18 protein-coding genes are annotated in these 16,967 nt (G+C 59.2%); 17 read left to right on the top strand and 1 reads right to left on the bottom strand.

What is annotated here, in order from left to right; all coding sequences use genetic code 11:
• Positions 1-25: 25 nt before the first annotated feature.
• Complete coding sequence (locus ACR2R1_RS17030) at positions 26-655, bottom strand: hypothetical protein (RefSeq protein ID WP_077728564.1); 630 nt, start codon at positions 653-655, stop codon at positions 26-28.
• A 563-nt stretch (positions 656-1,218) separates the two neighbouring features.
• Between ACR2R1_RS17030 and ACR2R1_RS17025 the strand changes: the two genes are divergently transcribed.
• The 17 genes from ACR2R1_RS17025 to ACR2R1_RS16945 all read left to right on the top strand — a co-directional run bounded on the left by ACR2R1_RS17025 (position 1,219) and on the right by ACR2R1_RS16945 (position 16,806).
• The gene (locus tag ACR2R1_RS17025) at positions 1,219-2,763 is read left to right on the top strand and encodes a porin (protein WP_347258637.1); all 1,545 of its coding nucleotides are present in this window, start codon (positions 1,219-1,221) and stop codon (positions 2,761-2,763) included.
• Positions 2,764-2,828: 65 nt separating this feature from the next.
• Positions 2,829-3,611 (top strand): molybdate ABC transporter substrate-binding protein, encoded by a 783-nt coding sequence (gene modA / locus ACR2R1_RS17020; RefSeq protein WP_434111073.1) that lies wholly within the window; start codon positions 2,829-2,831, stop codon positions 3,609-3,611.
• Positions 3,608-3,844 carry a hypothetical protein gene (locus tag ACR2R1_RS17015; protein ID WP_434111071.1) on the top strand — a complete coding sequence of 79 codons (237 nt, stop codon included), beginning with the start codon at positions 3,608-3,610 and terminating at the stop codon, positions 3,842-3,844. Before modA (ACR2R1_RS17020) ends, ACR2R1_RS17015 begins: the two co-directional genes overlap by 4 nt.
• A gap of 100 nt (positions 3,845-3,944) precedes the next feature.
• Positions 3,945-4,709, top strand: coding sequence for a molybdate ABC transporter substrate-binding protein (gene modA, locus ACR2R1_RS17010; protein ID WP_434111069.1), 765 nt, complete (start codon positions 3,945-3,947; stop codon positions 4,707-4,709).
• Complete coding sequence (locus tag ACR2R1_RS17005; RefSeq protein WP_205780655.1) at positions 4,706-5,119, top strand: TOBE domain-containing protein; 414 nt, start codon at positions 4,706-4,708, stop codon at positions 5,117-5,119. Before modA (ACR2R1_RS17010) ends, ACR2R1_RS17005 begins: the two co-directional genes overlap by 4 nt.
• A complete protein-coding gene (modB, locus tag ACR2R1_RS17000; protein WP_077728561.1) occupies positions 5,109-5,780 on the top strand; it encodes a molybdate ABC transporter permease subunit in 672 nt (223 codons plus the stop codon). Before ACR2R1_RS17005 ends, modB begins: the two co-directional genes overlap by 11 nt.
• On the top strand, positions 5,780-6,688 hold the full coding sequence (locus tag ACR2R1_RS16995; RefSeq protein ID WP_077728560.1) for an ATP-binding cassette domain-containing protein: 909 nt from the start codon (positions 5,780-5,782) through the stop codon (positions 6,686-6,688). Before modB ends, ACR2R1_RS16995 begins: the two co-directional genes overlap by 1 nt.
• 14 nt (positions 6,689-6,702) lie before the next feature.
• The gene (locus ACR2R1_RS16990) at positions 6,703-7,515 is read left to right on the top strand and encodes a TOBE domain-containing protein (protein WP_168175332.1); all 813 of its coding nucleotides are present in this window, start codon (positions 6,703-6,705) and stop codon (positions 7,513-7,515) included.
• Positions 7,516-7,746: 231 nt separating this feature from the next.
• On the top strand, positions 7,747-8,088 hold the full coding sequence (locus ACR2R1_RS16985; protein WP_077728558.1) for an ArsR/SmtB family transcription factor: 342 nt from the start codon (positions 7,747-7,749) through the stop codon (positions 8,086-8,088).
• Positions 8,085-8,600 carry an arsenate reductase ArsC gene (locus ACR2R1_RS16980; RefSeq protein WP_434111065.1) on the top strand — a complete coding sequence of 172 codons (516 nt, stop codon included), beginning with the start codon at positions 8,085-8,087 and terminating at the stop codon, positions 8,598-8,600. Before ACR2R1_RS16985 ends, ACR2R1_RS16980 begins: the two co-directional genes overlap by 4 nt.
• A gap of 42 nt (positions 8,601-8,642) precedes the next feature.
• Positions 8,643-9,215, top strand: a complete 573-nt coding sequence (gene arsD, locus ACR2R1_RS16975; protein ID WP_434111063.1) for an arsenite efflux transporter metallochaperone ArsD — start codon at positions 8,643-8,645, stop codon at positions 9,213-9,215.
• Positions 9,216-9,418: 203 nt separating this feature from the next.
• A complete protein-coding gene (locus ACR2R1_RS16970; RefSeq protein ID WP_434111061.1) occupies positions 9,419-9,847 on the top strand; it encodes an ArsI/CadI family heavy metal resistance metalloenzyme in 429 nt (142 codons plus the stop codon).
• An 11-nt stretch (positions 9,848-9,858) separates the two neighbouring features.
• Positions 9,859-10,350 carry an arsenate reductase ArsC gene (locus tag ACR2R1_RS16965; RefSeq protein WP_434111059.1) on the top strand — a complete coding sequence of 164 codons (492 nt, stop codon included), beginning with the start codon at positions 9,859-9,861 and terminating at the stop codon, positions 10,348-10,350.
• A gap of 177 nt (positions 10,351-10,527) precedes the next feature.
• A complete protein-coding gene (gene arsB, locus ACR2R1_RS16960; RefSeq protein WP_434111057.1) occupies positions 10,528-11,685 on the top strand; it encodes an ACR3 family arsenite efflux transporter in 1,158 nt (385 codons plus the stop codon).
• 22 nt (positions 11,686-11,707) lie between these two features.
• A complete protein-coding gene (locus ACR2R1_RS16955) occupies positions 11,708-12,253 on the top strand; it encodes an aspartate carbamoyltransferase (RefSeq protein WP_086134912.1) in 546 nt (181 codons plus the stop codon).
• A 507-nt stretch (positions 12,254-12,760) separates the two neighbouring features.
• The gene (locus ACR2R1_RS16950; RefSeq protein ID WP_434111055.1) at positions 12,761-14,449 is read left to right on the top strand and encodes an FAD-dependent oxidoreductase; all 1,689 of its coding nucleotides are present in this window, start codon (positions 12,761-12,763) and stop codon (positions 14,447-14,449) included.
• Between the two features lie 584 nt (positions 14,450-15,033).
• Entirely contained in the window at positions 15,034-16,806 is a 1,773-nt protein-coding gene (locus ACR2R1_RS16945; RefSeq protein ID WP_434111053.1) for an SIR2 family protein, read from the top strand.
• Positions 16,807-16,967: the final 161 nt, after the last annotated feature.

The following is a 16,967-nucleotide window of genomic DNA, read 5'->3' as shown; positions in this document are numbered from 1 at the left end:
AATTCGCGGATCGAATACGCCGCCATTATTCACACATACTCTTCATTTGAGCGAGCGATTGCGCCATCTGCTGCTCGCAGGTTTGGCGGGCCGCTCCCGTCGCGCCGGCGCACGCAATCTTCGGGTCCATCTGGAACATCTGCGCTTTCATCGCCTTGCAGGCTTCGCTGTTCTTGTCGAAGCTGATGGCCGGCTGCCCGCCGTTTCCCTTGCAGGGCCCTTCGTAGGTGTAGCGTGATGTCATGGCGAAAGAGCCTTCTGGGCTCTTCCCGGCGGCTTCGATCAAGAACGAACGCGGCCCCTCACGGGTTATGGTGCTGCGGTAGACGCCGCTTTCGCACGTGGCCTCGTAAACGGCGCGATTATCCTTGTTTTCGAGGATCTTGCCGCGGCATGTGCTCGGCCCCTGCTGCTGCTCACTCTTCTTGGCCATGTCCATGATGCTGTCCATGCACATCGACATGCTTTTGGGCATGGCGCTCACAGCCTCTCCGTCGCCTTCGCCGCCGTCGAACTTGAGAATCTCCATGCGCCATTGGCCTTTCTGGGCCGGCGCATCGCGAAATACTTTGGGCACTTCTTCCGCCGAGGCGGCGGACGCGCCGCCCGCAATCACCAGAATCCCCACCACACCGAACTTGCCGATCTTGTTCACAGACATCTCCAATTAGGGGTAATACTCAGGACACCGGCAGGCAACGGTGCCCGTTCCGGCGCCATGGAAGCTTAGCCGAGTTCTCGCCCGACTGCCGTGATCCGCCGATCGCTTTTGTTGGAAAACCGACATTCTTCCTGTTCGAAACCTGACATTCCTTTCGCCACCATAGCTATCCGACGCTCGCCGGCCGAACTACTTGTATCGATATTTATTAACGTATATAACGAAGCACAAACCGAACGATTAAGCCCAAGCGAAAACGCGTTTCCGCCGAATATTCAACAGCATAGGCACTAGGCCTCCGGCAGTTGCGGGACGCCAGCCGTTGCCGACCAATTCCCTCTCGTCGAGATGTTCGCCCCATTATTGGCCCTGTTTTTGCTCGATTATCGTTATAACTTTAAATAAATAACGAATTAACGTTCAAAGGGTTTTTCGGCTACGCAATGACGTGGACCGGAAGGGGGGAAACACCAATCAAAGAACCAGCCATCGCGATCGGAGACGGCTTGCAATGAGGCGTCGCAGCTTAACGGCCAAACAAATTGGGGAAACTTCTCATGACTATAAGAAAAAAAACAGCGCTCGCCGTCGCTTGTCACGGCTTACTCTTTAGCTCGCCTCACGGCGTGTCTGCGGCGACCATGGAAGAACGCATGCAGGCGATGGAACGGCGCCTCGTGGAAATGGAAACCCGCCTGGAACAATCGGAGAATGAAAACACGCAGCTTCGTAAACAAATCGCCGCAAAAACGCAGGAAACGAATCCGAAAAATCTCCCCGTTGCCACATCTGACGGCGAGGTAAAAGCGCTGAACGACAAAGTCGCCACGCTCGAGAAAAAAATCGAGCAGGATCGCAAGGTGACGGCGGAAGCGGCAAAGAATGCGCCCAAGGTCGAGATCGGCAACAAGGGCCTGGTCGTCAAATCCGCCGACGAGAACTATCGCCTGAGCCTCCGCGCCTATGCCCAGGCCGACGGCAATTTTTTCATGGACGATTCGACGGGCGATGCGATTCCGGACAAGTTTTCCATCCGCCGCGCCCGTCTGACCATCGACGGCACCTTCTTCAAATGGGCGGATTTCCGTTTCTCGCCGGATTTCGGCCAAGGCAATCTGCGCCTGTTCGACGCCTTCGCCGATTTGCACTATTTTCCGTACGCCAGCCTGATGGCGGGCAAATTCAGACCGCCCATCAACGGCCTGGAACGTCAGCAAGGCGCGCCCAATATCGCGTTCGTCGAGCGAGCACTGACCCAGAACCTCACGCCGGCACGCGATATCGGCGTAATGCTGCACGGCCAGATCCCCTACCCCGGCTATAAAACGCAGTACACGATCTTGCCGGTGTTCAAGGAGTTCTTCGGCTACGAACTCGGCGTCTTCAACGGCGCCCGCGACGGGGGTAACGTAGACAGCGAGCGGGACGACAACAAGGAGTTCGCCGGCCGTCTCATTTCGCATCCTTTCATGCACAGCGGCATCCCGGCTTTGGAAGGCCTGGGTATCAATCTTGCTGGCAGTTGGGGGCAACCGAGAGGACACAGCTTGAACCGGCTGACCTCGGCCGGACAGCAGGCTTTCCTGAATTACAACCCGAACGTCACCGCTTTCGGAGACGCCTACCGCATCACGCCCGGGGCTTATTGGTACTGGGGGTCGTTCGGGCTGCTGACCGAGTACGTGATTTCATCCCAGCGCCTCGCCGACGGTACGAGAACCCGAACCGCGCGCCAGGACAACACCGCCTGGCAAGTGCAGACCTCGTATGTGCTGACCGGCGAAAGGAACTCGTTCTTCGGGATCAAGCCGGCCCGAAACTTCGATCCCTTCGCCGGCACCTGGGGCGCTTTCCAGATCGCCGCGCGATGGGGCGAACTGGACGTGGACGACGACACTTTCAAGTACAACGGCGCTTTCGCCAACCCGTCCACCTCGGCCAGCAAAGCCACCGAGTGGGCGCTGGGCCTGAACTGGTTTCTCAACCCCAATATCAAGTTGATGGCCGATTACGCCCAGACCTATTTCGACGGCGGCGCGGCCCGAGGCCGGGATCGTCCGACGGAAAAAGTGTTCCTGACCCGGTTTCAGTATCAGTTCTGATACAAGAGCCGAAAACCCGGATTTCTCGAAAAACCCGATCTGTTCAAACTGTGGAGAACTCAGCCATGCATCGCTTCTTATTGATCTTTTTGCTCCATCTGATAACCGTAGGCCACACCGCTCAGGGCGCCGAGACAGGCAAGCTCACCATCGCCGCCGCGGCGGATCTCAAGTATGCAATGGACGAAATCGTGACATCCTTCAAAGACCGCCACCCGGAAGCGACGGTGGATCTCGTCACCGGTTCGTCCGGCAAGTTTTACGAACAAATCGTGCACGAAGCGCCTTTCGACATCTTCTTTTCGGCCGACATCAAGTTTCCGGAAAAGCTTAAAGAGCAGGGGCTGACGGCTTCCGAGGTCAGGATGTACGCCCGCGGCCGCATCGTGCTGTGGAGTGCACGGACCGACGCCAGCAAGATGACACTAAAGAACTTGGACAGTCCCCAAATCACCAGGATCGCCATCGCCAATCCCAAGCATGCCCCCTACGGCATGCGTGCGGAGGAGGCACTGAAGAAAGCCGGTCTGTGGTCGAAAGTGGAAAAGAAATTGGTGTTCGGCGAAAACGTGGCGCAGACCGCCCAGTTCGCCGAGACCGGCGCCGCCGATGTCGGCATCATCGCCCTGTCGCTGGCCGTGAGTCCCGCGCTGAAGGAGAAAGGCGGGTATTCGCTGGTTCCGGAGAATCTGCATTCCCCTCTGGATCAGGCCTACGTCGTCGTCAAGCGGGCCGAGAACAATCCATTGGCCGAGACGTTCGCCGAATTCGTCGCCGCCGAACCGGCGCGGGCGATCTTCCGTCGCTACGGCTTTGTTCTGCCGGGCGAAGCGGCGCCCGCGCTATGAGTCGGCACGCCGATCCGAATCTCACTGCGCCCGCGACGACGCGGCGCGGGGTATCCGCCTTCGGCGGCGGGGCGCTAATCGTTACCCTGGGCGGCCTGATCGGACTGGGAGGCGCGGAATTCCGCTTGCCGCTGCTCATCGGGACATTTCAATTCCCGGCCCTGGAAGCGGTCATCGTCAACAAGTTCGTCAGTCTGGCGTTGTCGGTGATCAAGATGTGGCGCGCTGGATAATCGCCATGTTCTCGCTTACCGTCGCGATGTTCGGCGGACACGGCGCTACCGAATCGGCTATCGGTGAACGTGTTTTTGTTTGACGATATTCAAAGGTCCTATGATGAAACACCCGTTCTTCGTACTTTCCATTTGCCTTTTGGCCACAGCGCCGCCGCTCGCGGCGCGGGACACTCTGACGGTGGCCGCCGCGGCGGGCATTCAGGCCAACTTTCCGGAACTGAAACAGGCTTTCGAGCAGGAATCCGGCATCGAGATCGAGCCGGTGTTCACGTCCTCGGGCAAGATCGCCGCCCAGGTCGAACAGGGCGCGCCCTTCGATGTCTTCGTTTCGGCGGATGTCAGTTATCCCGAGCATCTGTACAAATCCGGTTTGGCCGTCACGCCGCCCAGGGTCTACGTCTACGGGGCGCTGGTGGCGTGGACCCTCGGCGACATCGCCTTCGACAAGGGCTTGACCGCGGTGCTCAAGGCGCCTGGCATCCGCAAAATCGCTCTCGCCAATCCGAAGGGCGCGCCTTATGGCCGGGCGGCCATGGAGGCTCTGCGCCACTATCGGTTGCTGCCCGCTCTCCAAGAGAAAATCGTTTACGGCGAGACCGTTCCCCAGGTCAACCAGTTCGTGCTGTCACAGGCGGCCGAGATCGGCTTGACCGCGAAGTCCACGGTGTTGACGGCGGCGCTGAAGGACCGGGGACACTGGATGGAAATTCCCGAGGAAGCCTATCGACCCATCGCCCAGGCCGCCGTCATTCTGAAGCACGGGGAGGAACATCGGCCCGCGGCGGCGAAACGCTTTTTCGACTTCCTGTTTTCTCGGACCGCACGGGACATCTTCGCCCGGCAAGGGTATCGGCTGCCGTGAACCGATTGCCGGGAATCATCGTTGCCGTCGCCAGCGAAGGGGATATTTCGCTGGTCGATGTCGCCGTGGGAGAAAACACGCTGACCGCGATGCTGGTGGAAACGGCGGAATCCGCTCCCTATCTCGAAGCGGGCAACGCCGTATCGGTCCTGTTCAAGGAAACGGAAGTTTCGCTCGGCAAAGACTTGAGCGGTCGCCTGAGCCTGCGCAACCGGCTACAGGGCGAAATCGCCGACATCCGCAAGGGCAAGCTGTTGGCCGAGGTGACGCTCGATTGCGGAGGCCACCGCCTGGTGTCCGTTATCACTCGCCGGGCCGCCGAGCGGCTGGAATTGGCCGTGGGCGATCGCGTCGAGGCCTTGGTCAAGGCCAACGAGGTCATGCTGGGGGAACGCGCCGATGGCCTATGATTGGCAACCCCTGATCCTCACTCTGAAGCTCGCCACGGTCACGACGGCGATATTGTTCCTCATCGGCGTGCCCCTGGCTTACTGGCTGGCTTTCGGCCGCTTTCGCCTGAAGGCGGCGGTGGAAGCCCTGGTCGCCATGCCCTTGGTCTTGCCGCCCTCGGTGCTCGGCTTTTATCTGCTCCTGGCTTTCAGCCCCAAAAACGCCTTCGGCCGTTTTCTGGACGAGACCTTCGGGCTGCGGCTCGTGTTCAGTTTCGAAGGACTAGTCGTCGCGTCCGTATTGTTCAGCCTGCCGTTCATGGTCCACCCGGTGCAGTCGGGTTTTCAGAACCTGCCGCGCAGCCTCACGGAGGCGGCCTACACGCTCGGCTTGTCGCGCTGGAAAACCCTGACGCGGATTCTGCTGCCCAACATCAAGCCCTCCCTGCTTGCCGGAGCCGTGATCAGTTTCGCCCATACCATCGGCGAATTCGGCGTGGTGCTGATGATGGGCGGCAGCATTCCGGGCGTGACCCGAGTGGCTTCCATCGCCATTTACGATGAGGTGGAATCGCTCAACTACGATGCGGCCAATTTTTATGCGTTCGTCTTGTTCGCCCTGAGCTTCTCCATACTGCTTGCGGTATTTTTCATCAACAAACGCGCATTGGGACCCCATTGATGCTGGAACTATCGCTGCGAAAAAACCTGCACACCGCGGAAGGGAACGTGACCCTGGACATCGAGCTCGAAGCCGAGACCGGACAGTTTCTCACCTTGTTCGGACGGTCGGGCGTCGGAAAAACCACTTGCCTTCGCTGCATCGCCGGGCTGACCGAGCCCGATCACGGCAGAATCGCCGTAGGCGGCGAGATCTGGTTCGACCGGACCAAGGGCATCGACATCCCGCCCCAGAAGCGCCGAGTCGGTTTCGTATTCCAGGACTATGCCCTTTTTCCGAATCTGAGCGTGCGCGAGAATCTCCGCATCGCGCTGGGGGATCCCAAGGACGAACGCTATCTGGACGAACTCCTGGAGCTGATGGACATACGGGAACTGGAGCGGCGCCTCCCGACCACCCTGTCCGGGGGACAACAACAGCGGGTGGCGCTGGCCCGCGCCTTGGCCCGGAGACCCCGGCTCTTGCTGCTGGACGAGCCGCTTTCCGCCCTGGACGGTGAAACCCGCCAACGCCTTCAAAACGAAATTCTGCGGATACAGCGGCATTTCAGGATGACCACCCTGATGGTCAGCCACGACCTCGGCGAAGTTTACAGGCTGTCCGATCGGGTCATCGTCATCGAGGGCGGCCGAACGGTCGCCCGCGGACGCCCCGCCGAGGTTTTCAGCAATCGCCGGATCAGCGGAAAATTTCAGTTCACCGGCGAAGTGCTCGCGGTCGAGCCCAACGACGTCGTGTTCACGCTCTCGATCCTGATCGGCAACCGGGTGGTGCAAGTGATCGCCACGGCACAGGAAATGCAGGACATCCAAGTCGGCGACACGGTCATGCTGGTTTCCAAAGCCTTCAATCCGCTCGTGATGAAAGTGGATCGGAATCCCGGCCGCCTCTCCCCATCCCGTTCATGAAGAGCCAACAATCGATGACGAATCCGAATCACAAGATCGATCCGCCCGCCTTGGTCGAGGGCGAACTCCGACTGATCGGCGGCCTCAACGAACGTCTCTTTCGATTGCTCGCCGCCATCGGAAAAACGGGTTCCATCAACCGGGCAGCAAAAGATGTGGGCCTAAGTTACAAAGGCGCCTGGGAAATGGTGGAGCGGGCCAACAACCTGTCGCCGGAGCTTCTGGTTTCCACCGCCGTGGGCGGCCGCCACGGAGGGGGCACCAAGCTCACCGCCGTCGGCCGGGAGTTATTGGCGCTTTTTACCGGATTACAGGAAGAACACCGCCGCTTCCTGGATGCGAAAAACCGGCAACTGGCGGACAACCCGAACCTCATTTTCTTATTCAGGAGATTGAACGTGAAAGCAAGCGCGCGCAACCAGCTCTTCGGCAAAGTGACCGACATCCGTACCGGCGCGGTCACCGTGGAAGTATGCATAGGACTCAAGGGCGGAGAAACGATCGTGTCGGCCATCACCAAGGAATCGGCGGAATCGCTGGGCGTCAGGAACGGCGACGACGCGATGGCGCTGATCAAGGCCCCGCTGGTCATGATCGTCAAGGATTTCGGCGGATACCGCCTATCGGCGCGCAATCAGTTGAAAGGGACGGTCAAGCGCATTCAAAAGGGCGCGGTGAATTCCGAAGTGGTGATCGAACTGGCGGGCGGCGATTCGATCGCCGCCACCATCACCAACGAGAGCGTGGACTCGATGGGGCTGCGCGAGGGCGATGCGGCCCATGCCGTGTTCAAGGCCGGGTCGGTCATACTGGGAGTCGCGGACTGAGCCCGCGTAGGCCGGGATAAGCTTGTCCTGAGCCGAGACGAACGGCTCGATCCGGCCTAGTTCTTTTTCTACGGGTTCCCAAGCTTTCGGGCTTGGGAACCCGGTCTTGCAAGCTCTTGCTTGCTGTCGTTCGGGAAGCGGGGGCTTCCAGGGTAGCGTTCCCAATCCGGAGATTGGGGACGAGAGAAAATTCCGCTTGCAATTATTTTATATTTCTATAATCTTTGAAACATGGAAATTAAATCAGTCGTCACCGCCCTCGCAGCGCTCGCCCAGGAATCCCGCCTGGCCATCTTCCGCCTGTTGGTGCAAACCGGGCCGGAAGGCTTGTCCGCCGGGAAGATCAGCGAGACGCTGGGCATTCCGCCCTCTTCGCTCTCCTTCCACATGAAGGAACTCGCCCACGCCGATCTCGTTTCGTCCCGGCAGGAAAGCCGCTACGTCATCTATTCGGCCAATTTCCGGACCATGAACGAGCTGCTCGGCTTTCTGACCGAAAACTGCTGCAGCGGCAAGCCCTGCAAGCCGACCGCCACATCCGATTGCGCCGGCATCGAGGAAACCCAGGCATGAGCGACAAAACCTTTACTGTGCTCTTCCTGTGCACCGGCAACTCGGCGCGCAGCATTATGGCGGAAGCCCTATTGAGCCAGATCGGCCGGGGCCGTTTCCGCGCCTTCAGCGCGGGCAGCCACCCGGCGGGAACGGTCAACCCGTTTGCCCTGGAAAGGCTGGCAAAGGAAGGAATTCCCGCCACTGGCGCACGGAGTAAACACTGGAACGAATTCGCGCAAGCCGACGCGCCGGATTTGGATTTCGTCATCACCGTTTGCGATAACGCAGCGGGCGAAGTTTGCCCGGCCTGGCCCGGACAGCCGATCACGGCCCACTGGGGCGTGCCCGATCCTGCGGCGGTCGCCGGTTCCGATGATGAAAAGCGCCTGGCCTTCGCCAAGGCATTCGCCGTTCTCCATCGGCGCATCACCCTATTCGCGAACCTTAATGCCACGAGTTTGGAGCGACTCGCACTGGAACGAAAAGTCCGCGACATCGGGCGTATCGATATGCCTCACGGTGGCGAATAGCCGGTGGCTGCCCACTGTTCCTTTGCCTAAGAGGAGACTTCCATGAAAAAGCTCGAAATCTACGATCCCGCTCTATGCTGCGGCACGGGCGTGTGCGGGGTTGAGGTCGATCCCGTTCTCGCGCAATTCGCCGCCGATGTGCAGTGGTTGTCGGAACAAGGCGTCGAGGTCGCCCGCCATAACCTTTCCCAGGCCCCGCAAGCGTTCGCGGCGAATCCGGTCGTGAAGGCCTGGCTGGAGAAGGAAGGTAACGAATGCCTGCCTTTGCTTCTGGTGGACGGCCAAATCGGCAGCAAGGGCAGATATCCGGCCCGAGCGGAACTGGCGTCCCTGGCAGGACTGAACATCGAAACGCCTGCGCCCAGCATTTATACGGACGCCGTCGCCGAACTCGTTGCGATCGGGGCCGCGATTGCCGCCAACTGCGAGCCCTGTTTCAAATATCACTTTCAGCAGGCGAAGAAGCTGGGGGTCTCGCGCGATGACATGATGCTCGCCGTGAAGACCGCCCAGAGCGTGAAGGAGACCCCCGCAAGGGCGATGTTGCAACTGGCGCACCGTTTTCTCGAAGAAGACCCGGTCGAGCTTCCAGTTGTGCAGAGTTGCTGCGGCTAAGGTGCCGCGATGACGAACGTGCGGTTCTTCGAACTGCTCCCGCGCTCCTGTTCTCATCGGCAAGGGCGACGCGGGCAAGACTATCCTCGCCGTCGGTGCAACAACGGGCACTGGCCGAGATGTCGGCAGAACCGCCGTTACGTGAAGTTGAATCCGCAAGAATGATGTCCGCGAAACCTGAGTAACCTATCGGAGCATTTGCCATGAAAAGATTCCATGTCCATATCGCCGTCGACGATCTCGAAAAGAACATCCGTTTCTACAGCGCCTTGTTCCAGACCGAGCCCAGCGTCCTGAAAGATGACTACGCCAAGTGGATGCTGGACGATCCCCGCATCAACTTCGCCATTTCCGCGCGGGGAAGCCGGCTCGGCCTGGATCACCTGGGGCTCCAGGTCGAATCCGGCGAGGAGCTGGAAGAGGTCAACCGCGGCCTGAGCGACGCCGCCCTGCCGGTCGAGGCGCAAAAACAAGCCGCCTGCTGCTACGCCCAGTCCGACAAATACTGGACCGTCGATCCCCAAGGTATCGCCTGGGAGGCCTTTCACTCGCTGAGCAGCATACCGACCTTCGGCAAAGACACGGCCATACAGATCAAATCCGCCTCGAGCTGCTGCAGCCCTTCAAAATAAGGAATCCATCCGTGAACCCGCGTCCGCTCAACATTCTCGTACTCTGCACCGGCAATTCCTGCCGCAGCATCCTGGGCGAAGCCCTGATCAACCGGCTGGGCGCGGGACGTTTTCGCGCTTTCAGCGCCGGCAGCCATCCGACCGGCCGGGTCAACCCGAACGCCCTGGCGACGCTGGCCCGCCACGGACTCCCGACCGAAGGCTATGCCAGCAAGTCTTGGGACGCACTCGAAGACACGCCGATCGACATCCTGATCACGGTCTGCGATTCGGCGGCGGGGGAAGCCTGCCCGGTTTACCTGGGATCGGCCGTTCGCGGGCACTGGGGCTTGCCGGACCCGGCCCACGTCACCGGCAGTCCCGAGACCATCGAAGCCGCTTTCGAAGCGACCTACACGGCCCTCGAAAAACGTATCCGCCGACTGCTGGCACTGCCGGTGGAAACGATGTCCCGGTCGGAACTGGCCGAGGCGCTTGATCGGATCGGCACGGAAACCCATTAGAGTGTTTTTCATCACGGTGTACGGATTCGTGTCGGGCGGGAAGCACGTAGGTCGGCAATCCCTTGCCGACAAAGCCCTTTGCCGAACCGGTAAGTCGGCAAAGGCTTGCCGACCTACATATCGGGATCCCTTACATCGAATCGGAAAACGCTCTAATAGCTTGAGAGACGTATAGCCATGAATAGACAGAAAACCCGAAGTGCCGCCCGAAGCGCCCATCCCTCTGATCGCGGGCCGGGCGAAAAAGCCAAAGGCATGAGCCTGTTCGACCGCTATCTGACGGTTTGGGTATTCCTCTGCATCGTCGCCGGCATAGGGCTGGGGCATCTTTTCCCCGCAGCGTTCCAAACCGTGGGACGGCTGGAAATGGCGAAGATCAATTTGCCGGTTGCGGTGCTGATCTGGCTGATGATCATCCCCATGCTGGTCAAGGTGGACCTCAAGGCGCTGAAAGGAGTCGTGAAGCACTGGCGCGGGGTGGGCGTGACCCTGTTCGTCAACTGGGGCGTGAAACCGTTTTCCATGGCGCTCCTGGGCTGGCTTTTCATTGGTCAGTTGTTCCGGCCCTGGCTGCCGGCGGATCAGATCGATTCCTACATCGCCGGGCTGATCCTCCTGGCCGCAGCGCCGTGCACGGCCATGGTGTTCGTCTGGAGTCATTTGTCGCGCGGCGAGCCCCATTACACCCTGTCCCAGGTGGCGCTCAACGACATCATCATGATTTTCGCCTTCGCGCCCATCGTCGGCTTGCTGTTGGGGCTGTCGGCGATCACCGTGCCCTGGGACACGCTGCTCCTGTCGGTGCTGCTGTACATCGTCGTACCCCTGATCCTGGCCAACCTCTTGCGTATGGCGGTTCTGCGCCACGGGGACGGATACGCCCGTCTGGACCGGCTGCTGAAAGTACTGCACCCTGTCTCGCTGACGGCGCTATTGGCCACCCTGGTGCTGCTGTTCGGTTTCCAGGGCGAGCAGATCCTGACTCAACCGATTGTGATCCTGCTCCTGGCCGTACCCATCCTGATCCAGGTGTTTTTCAACTCGGGACTGGCTTACCTCCTGAACCGGGCCGTACGCTCGCCCCATTGCGTGGCGGGTCCTTCGGCGCTGATCGGCGCCAGCAACTTCTTCGAGCTGGCCGTGGCCACCGCCATCGCCCTGTTCGGCTTCGAATCCGGCGCGGCACTCGCAACAGTGGTCGGCGTCTTGATCGAAGTGCCGGTGATGCTGCTCGCCGTCGGCGTGGTCAACCGCAGCCGCGCCTGGTACGAACGCCGCACGGGCGTGCCGGGCTACGAAGAATGCTGTCCGGCGCATCTGAAAACCGGGCATTGACGAATTGACTGGAGATCGTGTCATGCAAGGCCGTAATCGAAGACTTTGGGCATTTGCCGGGATCGTTCTCGCTCTTGGATTACCCACAGTGGTGCCGGCACAGACGGCAAGTCCGGAACGCGTGGAGGAAATCTCGAAACGCGGGGCCGAGGTCATGCCCTTCGACCTCAAGCAAACCCAGCACGTTTTTACCAAGACCGAAACGGGAGGGGTGCAGCAAGTCGTCGTCCGGGACCCGGCCAATGCCGGGCAGATCAAACTCATCCGGCAGCACCTGACGAAGATTTCCGAGGAATTCGCCCGCGGCGATTTTTCCGATCCTGCTCGCATCCATGGTGAAAACATGCCGGGCCTCGCCGAGCTGAAAAACGCCCAACCGGGAACATTGCACGTGGAATACCGCGAACTCCCGAATGGAGCGGAGATCGTTTATTCATCCGGCGATCCCGCTCTGATCGCCGCCGTACACCGATGGTTCGACGCCCAGCTCGCCGAGCACGGCCCGGATGCCATGCCGGGACATCCTCACGGCACCATGCATCCCATGCATCCCATGCATGATAACTAGCGGGATTGCTGGGATTCCTTCGTCATCCCAGCCTACTTTCGATACATGGCATTTGTAGGTCGGCAATCCTTTGCCGACGATGCCATGCGCCGCCCTGGGATGTTCGGCAAGGCCTCCTGACCACATTGGCACCCCCTGTTCGCAGCATTCATAGGTCGGCAATCCTTTGCCGACAACTACGCTCGCAAGCCTGCTACGTCGGGAAAGGATTCCCGACCTACTTGGCGGCACAGGTTGGTATGTCGGCAACCCCTTGCCGACGATTCCACGTGCCGACTCCTTGTGTTCGGCAAGGATTACTGACCTACTCGGTGACGCCAGTTCGTAGATCGAGCGCCGGAACTGGCTATCGCCTTGTTCCGGCCTACCCAGCCACGCGTCACTATCTCGGACCAAGGGTGTTCTAACGGTGTTGCCGCCCCGTCGCGAGCGCTACAATCGGCCGTCCTGGCTCGGACATTAGCCCGTGAATACCTAACGCAACTCGCTGACTGGAGATTCGATCTCATGAACGCCACGAAAAAACGCATCCTCATCGTCGGCGGCGTGGCCGGCGGCGCCACTTGCGCGGCTCGGGCGCGCCGGCTGTGCGAAACCTGCGAAATCCTCGTGTTCGAACGCGGACCGCACGTGTCCTTCGCCAACTGCGGCCTGCCTTATTTCGTGGGCGACGTGATCGAATCGGAAGCCAAACTGCTGGTGGCCAGTCCCGAAGTATTCAAGAACCGATTCAACATCGCCGTGCATACGGAAACCGAGGTCACCCGTATCGATAGGCAAGCCAAAACGATCGAGGTGCGCGATCTCAAGACGGGCGCGACGCGGCAAGAATCTTATGACGCGCTGGTCCTCGCGACCGGCGCCAAGCCCGTCCGTCCGCCTCTGCCCGGCATCGACCTGCCCGGCATCCACGTGTTGCGCAATATTCCGGACAGCCGGAAGATCAAGGCAGCAACGGCCAGGGCCTCCCGCGCGCTGATCGTGGGCGGCGGATTCATAGGCCTCGAAATGGCCGAGAATCTGGTCGGACTGGGGCTCGAGGTCACCTTGCTGGAACTGGCCGACCAGGTGTTGCCGCCGCTCGACCCTGAAATGGCCGCCTATGCCGCCGAACGGCTGAAATCCCGCGGCGTCAGCCTCAGACTGGGCGAAGGCGTCGCGGCCTTCGACCAGCACCCGGAGCGCGGCTTGAACGTGCTGACATCCAAGGGCGACACCATCTCTGCCGATCTGGTCGTCCTCGGCATCGGCGTGCGCCCGGAATCGGGACTAGCGGCCGACGCCGGCTTGGAACTGGGCGCCCTGGGCGGCATCCGGGTCGATGAATACATGCGCACCAGCGACCCCGCCATATGGGCCGTGGGCGATGTGGTCGAAGTGAAAAACCGCGTCACCGGAGAATGGCAGCTCGTCCCGCTGGCCGGCCCCGCCAACCGGCAGGGGCGCGTGGCGGCCACCGCCATTCTTCATCATTTCGATCGCAGCAACAGTGCACCGCCGCCCCTGAGATTCGACGGCGTTCTCGGAACCGCCGTGTGCGAAGTGTTCGGACTCACCATCGCCTGTACCGGCGCCAACGAAAAGCTGCTTAGGCGAGCCGGCATGAATTACCAAAAGATCTACCTGCATCCCGGCCACCATGCGAGCTATTTTCCGGGCGCCAAGCCGATCCACATGAAACTGCTGTTCTCCGAGACCGACGGCAGGATTCTGGGCGCGCAAGCCGTGGGCGAGCTCGATGTGGCGCGGCGCATCGATGTCATCGCCACGGCCATGATGGAAGGAGCTTCGGTATTCGACCTGGAGGACCTGGAACTCTGCTACGCCCCCCAGTTCGGCGCCGCCAAGGACCCCGTCAACGTGGCCGGCATGATCGCCGCCAACCATCTGCGCGGGGATTTCCCCCTGGCGGATTGGGACGAATTGGCGTACACCTCGGCCCTGCTGGTGGACGTTCGAAGCGAAACCGAGTTTGCCGGCGGCCACATCCCGAACGCACGGAACCTGCCGCTCGAAACCCTGCGCGACAGGCTTCACGAACTGCCGCAGGACCGCGAAATCTGGCTGATCTGCGGCGTCGGACAGCGTGCTTATTACGCCTTTCGGCTATTGGCGCAGAACCGCCTTCAGGTCAAGGTGCTTTCGGGTGGGATGCAGACTTATCAGGCACGAATGCAAACACAGGCGGGCAGCTGAAAAGCGTGAGGCAATAATACCTTTCACGCGTGGCATGGATACCTTCTTTGAAATAATCCAATGTTGACGTCTGTCAGCTCGAAATCAGAAGACGAAAGCTAATCAGATGCCACGGACTACGTCCAACCCTTACCCGCCGCTATAATTCCGGGAGACAAGAATCTAGCTGCCGAAACGATATTAGAGCGTTAATTAAGTAGCCAATTCCGCTTGCGGCAGAAGGGGAAAACAACGAAATTCGGAGCCATATTAACCTGGGGGCATCAATGGATGACATAACAACAAAATCGAACTACTGGGGCACATCAGCGGGTCAAAACGACCTCGTCGCGAAGCTGAGTCACACAGATTTTCAAACGTTTAACCGAAGCCTAAGAGGCTGAGGCTCCACCTGCGTTCCGGTGAACCGTTGTGAAATCCATCGGAACCTTACATGAAGCGCATGCCTGAACTAGATGTGGCGCGAGGGGACTCACTGGGGACTCGAGTGATGAAGACACTATTGCCAAATCGCGCGCAAGTTAGGCTACAGCATCTTTTGCGAAGAGCCGTCAGCGGTTTAGAAAAGGCGATTGCGAGGATAAGTGTTCGGTTATGGTCAAGAATCTTCTATGAAGAGTACCAGTGAAGAGCTAAAAGAAGTCACGGCTGATGACTTCTCCCGTCGCTTCTCCCAACGAAGCGGCAATCTCATGTGGTTCCTCGGTGCGGGAGTTTCGGCCTCTGCAGGAATTCCAACTGCTTCGCATATGATCTGGGACTTCAAGCAGCATCTTTACGCTAGTCAGCGGCGCGTTTCAGTGAAAACAGTCTCTGACTTGTCCAGCCCGGCGATCCGCGCTCAGCTTCAGGCCCACATTGACTCGCTTGGTACGCTTCCAGCCGCAGGCGCCGCCGATGAATATGCCGCACTGTTTGAAGCGACTTATCCGGCAGAAGCGGATCGACGCACCTACATCGATGCCAAGATAACTGGTGCAAAGCCTTCTTATGGGCACATGGCGCTGGCAACTCTTATGAAAGCTGGTTTCACGCGCATCGTCTGGACGACAAATTTCGATCCGTTAGTTGCGGATGCTTGCGCGAAGGTTTACGACGCTACCGGTCCACTAACTACCATTGCGCTCGATGCTCCGGAACTAGCGGCCCAAAAAATCGAAGAAGGCCGATGGCCGATCGAAATAAAGGTACATGGCGACTTCCGTTCACGACGGCTAAAGAACACAACGGACGAACTCCGCCATCAGGATGCAAAGCTTCGACAAATTCTAGTTAATTGTTGTCGTCGATGGGGATTGGTAGTAGCAGGATACAGCGGGCGGGATGCTTCAGTTATGGACGCATTGGAGGATGCCCTAAGCCACTATGGTGCCTTCCCGGCTGGTCTGTTTTGGCTCCATCACAGCGATAACGTACCTTTTGCTCGAGTGGAGCAACTGCTGACAAAAGCTGCAACAGCAGGCATCGAGGCGGCCCTTGTTCGCATTGAGAACTTCGATGAAACGATGCGTGATCTGTTGCGCATGATTCCTTCATTGGACACAAGCGCTATTGATGCATTTGCCATTAATCGTCGCTGGCGGACCGGTACTCCATTCCCGCGCGGAAATGTCGGATGGCCAGTGATTCGTCTCAATGCAATCCCCATAGTAGAAATGCCAAACGTCTGTCGCAGGGTGGTCTGTAGTATTGGAGGCCATTCCGAGGCGAAAGCAGCGATAGAAGCAGCCGAAGTTGACGCGCTGGTTGCTAGAACGAAGGCCGGTGTGCTGGCATTTGGCAACGATGGCGTAATCCGTTCGGCGTTTCATGCATTTGGAATTACCGATTTCGATCTACATACCATCGAAAGCAAGCGGCTTCGTTACGACTCAGGAGAACGGGGACTTCTTCGAGAAGCATTAACTCGTGCATTGAGTCATCACCACCGTTTAAAGGCAATTCACAGACGTAGCAGTGACTTGCTTGCGCCCCTTGATCCCAGTGATCCGAATTGGGCACCTTTGAGAAACCTGGTCGGGCAACTGAACGGAACAGTCACCGGATTTCCCGAGTTGCAATGGCAAGAAGGAATCGGCACTCGCCTAGATTGGGCGAATGATCGCCTCTGGCTTTTGATCGAGCCTCGAACCATCTTCGAAGGGATAAATGACGAAAACCGAGCAGCCGCAACCGATTTTGCAAGAGAGCGAACGGTAAGAAGATATAACCGCCAATTGAACGAACTCATAGCATTCTGGGCCAATATCATGGCCAATAATTCAGAATCTCTTCGGGCCTTGGGAATAAGCGATGGGGTCGATGCAGTCTTCCGCCTCTCGTCGATCACCGGCTTCTCGCGGAGGGTCGGTGCATGAGGTGCCAGATCGCGCCTCACATCTGCTTACCCGAGCCGATGCTGGCATTCCATCCGGACAGACTATCTGATCGCGATATTCATCCACTTAACGGGCTGCTTCGGTTCGGGCCATACTCAAGCGGATTCGTTCTAGATCCAATTCGAGTCGCTACTCTTGCA

Source organism: Methylocaldum sp. GT1TLB, from assembly GCF_051027445.1.
GTDB lineage: Bacteria > Pseudomonadota > Gammaproteobacteria > Methylococcales > Methylococcaceae > Methylocaldum.
Note: the sequence above shows the minus strand (reverse complement) of the source record. Positions and strands in the feature narration are given on the sequence as shown.

Bases quoted from the DNA above. Each gene is read 5' to 3' on its own strand.
- modA (WP_434111069.1), top strand. From the start codon at position 3,945: ATGATGAAACACCCGTTCTTCGTACTTTCCATTTGCCTTTTGGCCACA.
- modB (WP_077728561.1), top strand. From the start codon at position 5,109: ATGGCCTATGATTGGCAACCCCTGATCCTCACTCTGAAGCTCGCCACG.
- ACR2R1_RS16990 (WP_168175332.1), top strand. From the start codon at position 6,703: ATGACGAATCCGAATCACAAGATCGATCCGCCCGCCTTGGTCGAGGGC.
- ACR2R1_RS16950 (WP_434111055.1), top strand. From the start codon at position 12,761: ATGAACGCCACGAAAAAACGCATCCTCATCGTCGGCGGCGTGGCCGGC.
- ACR2R1_RS16970 (WP_434111061.1), top strand. From the start codon at position 9,419: ATGAAAAGATTCCATGTCCATATCGCCGTCGACGATCTCGAAAAGAAC.
- ACR2R1_RS16980 (WP_434111065.1), top strand. From the start codon at position 8,085: ATGAGCGACAAAACCTTTACTGTGCTCTTCCTGTGCACCGGCAACTCG.
- ACR2R1_RS17015 (WP_434111071.1), top strand. From the start codon at position 3,608: ATGAGTCGGCACGCCGATCCGAATCTCACTGCGCCCGCGACGACGCGG.
- ACR2R1_RS16955 (WP_086134912.1), top strand. From the start codon at position 11,708: ATGCAAGGCCGTAATCGAAGACTTTGGGCATTTGCCGGGATCGTTCTC.
- arsD (WP_434111063.1), top strand. From the start codon at position 8,643: ATGAAAAAGCTCGAAATCTACGATCCCGCTCTATGCTGCGGCACGGGC.
- ACR2R1_RS16995 (WP_077728560.1), top strand. From the start codon at position 5,780: ATGCTGGAACTATCGCTGCGAAAAAACCTGCACACCGCGGAAGGGAAC.
- modA (WP_434111073.1), top strand. From the start codon at position 2,829: ATGCATCGCTTCTTATTGATCTTTTTGCTCCATCTGATAACCGTAGGC.
- ACR2R1_RS17025 (WP_347258637.1), top strand. From the start codon at position 1,219: ATGACTATAAGAAAAAAAACAGCGCTCGCCGTCGCTTGTCACGGCTTA.
- arsB (WP_434111057.1), top strand. From the start codon at position 10,528: ATGAATAGACAGAAAACCCGAAGTGCCGCCCGAAGCGCCCATCCCTCT.
- ACR2R1_RS16985 (WP_077728558.1), top strand. From the start codon at position 7,747: ATGGAAATTAAATCAGTCGTCACCGCCCTCGCAGCGCTCGCCCAGGAA.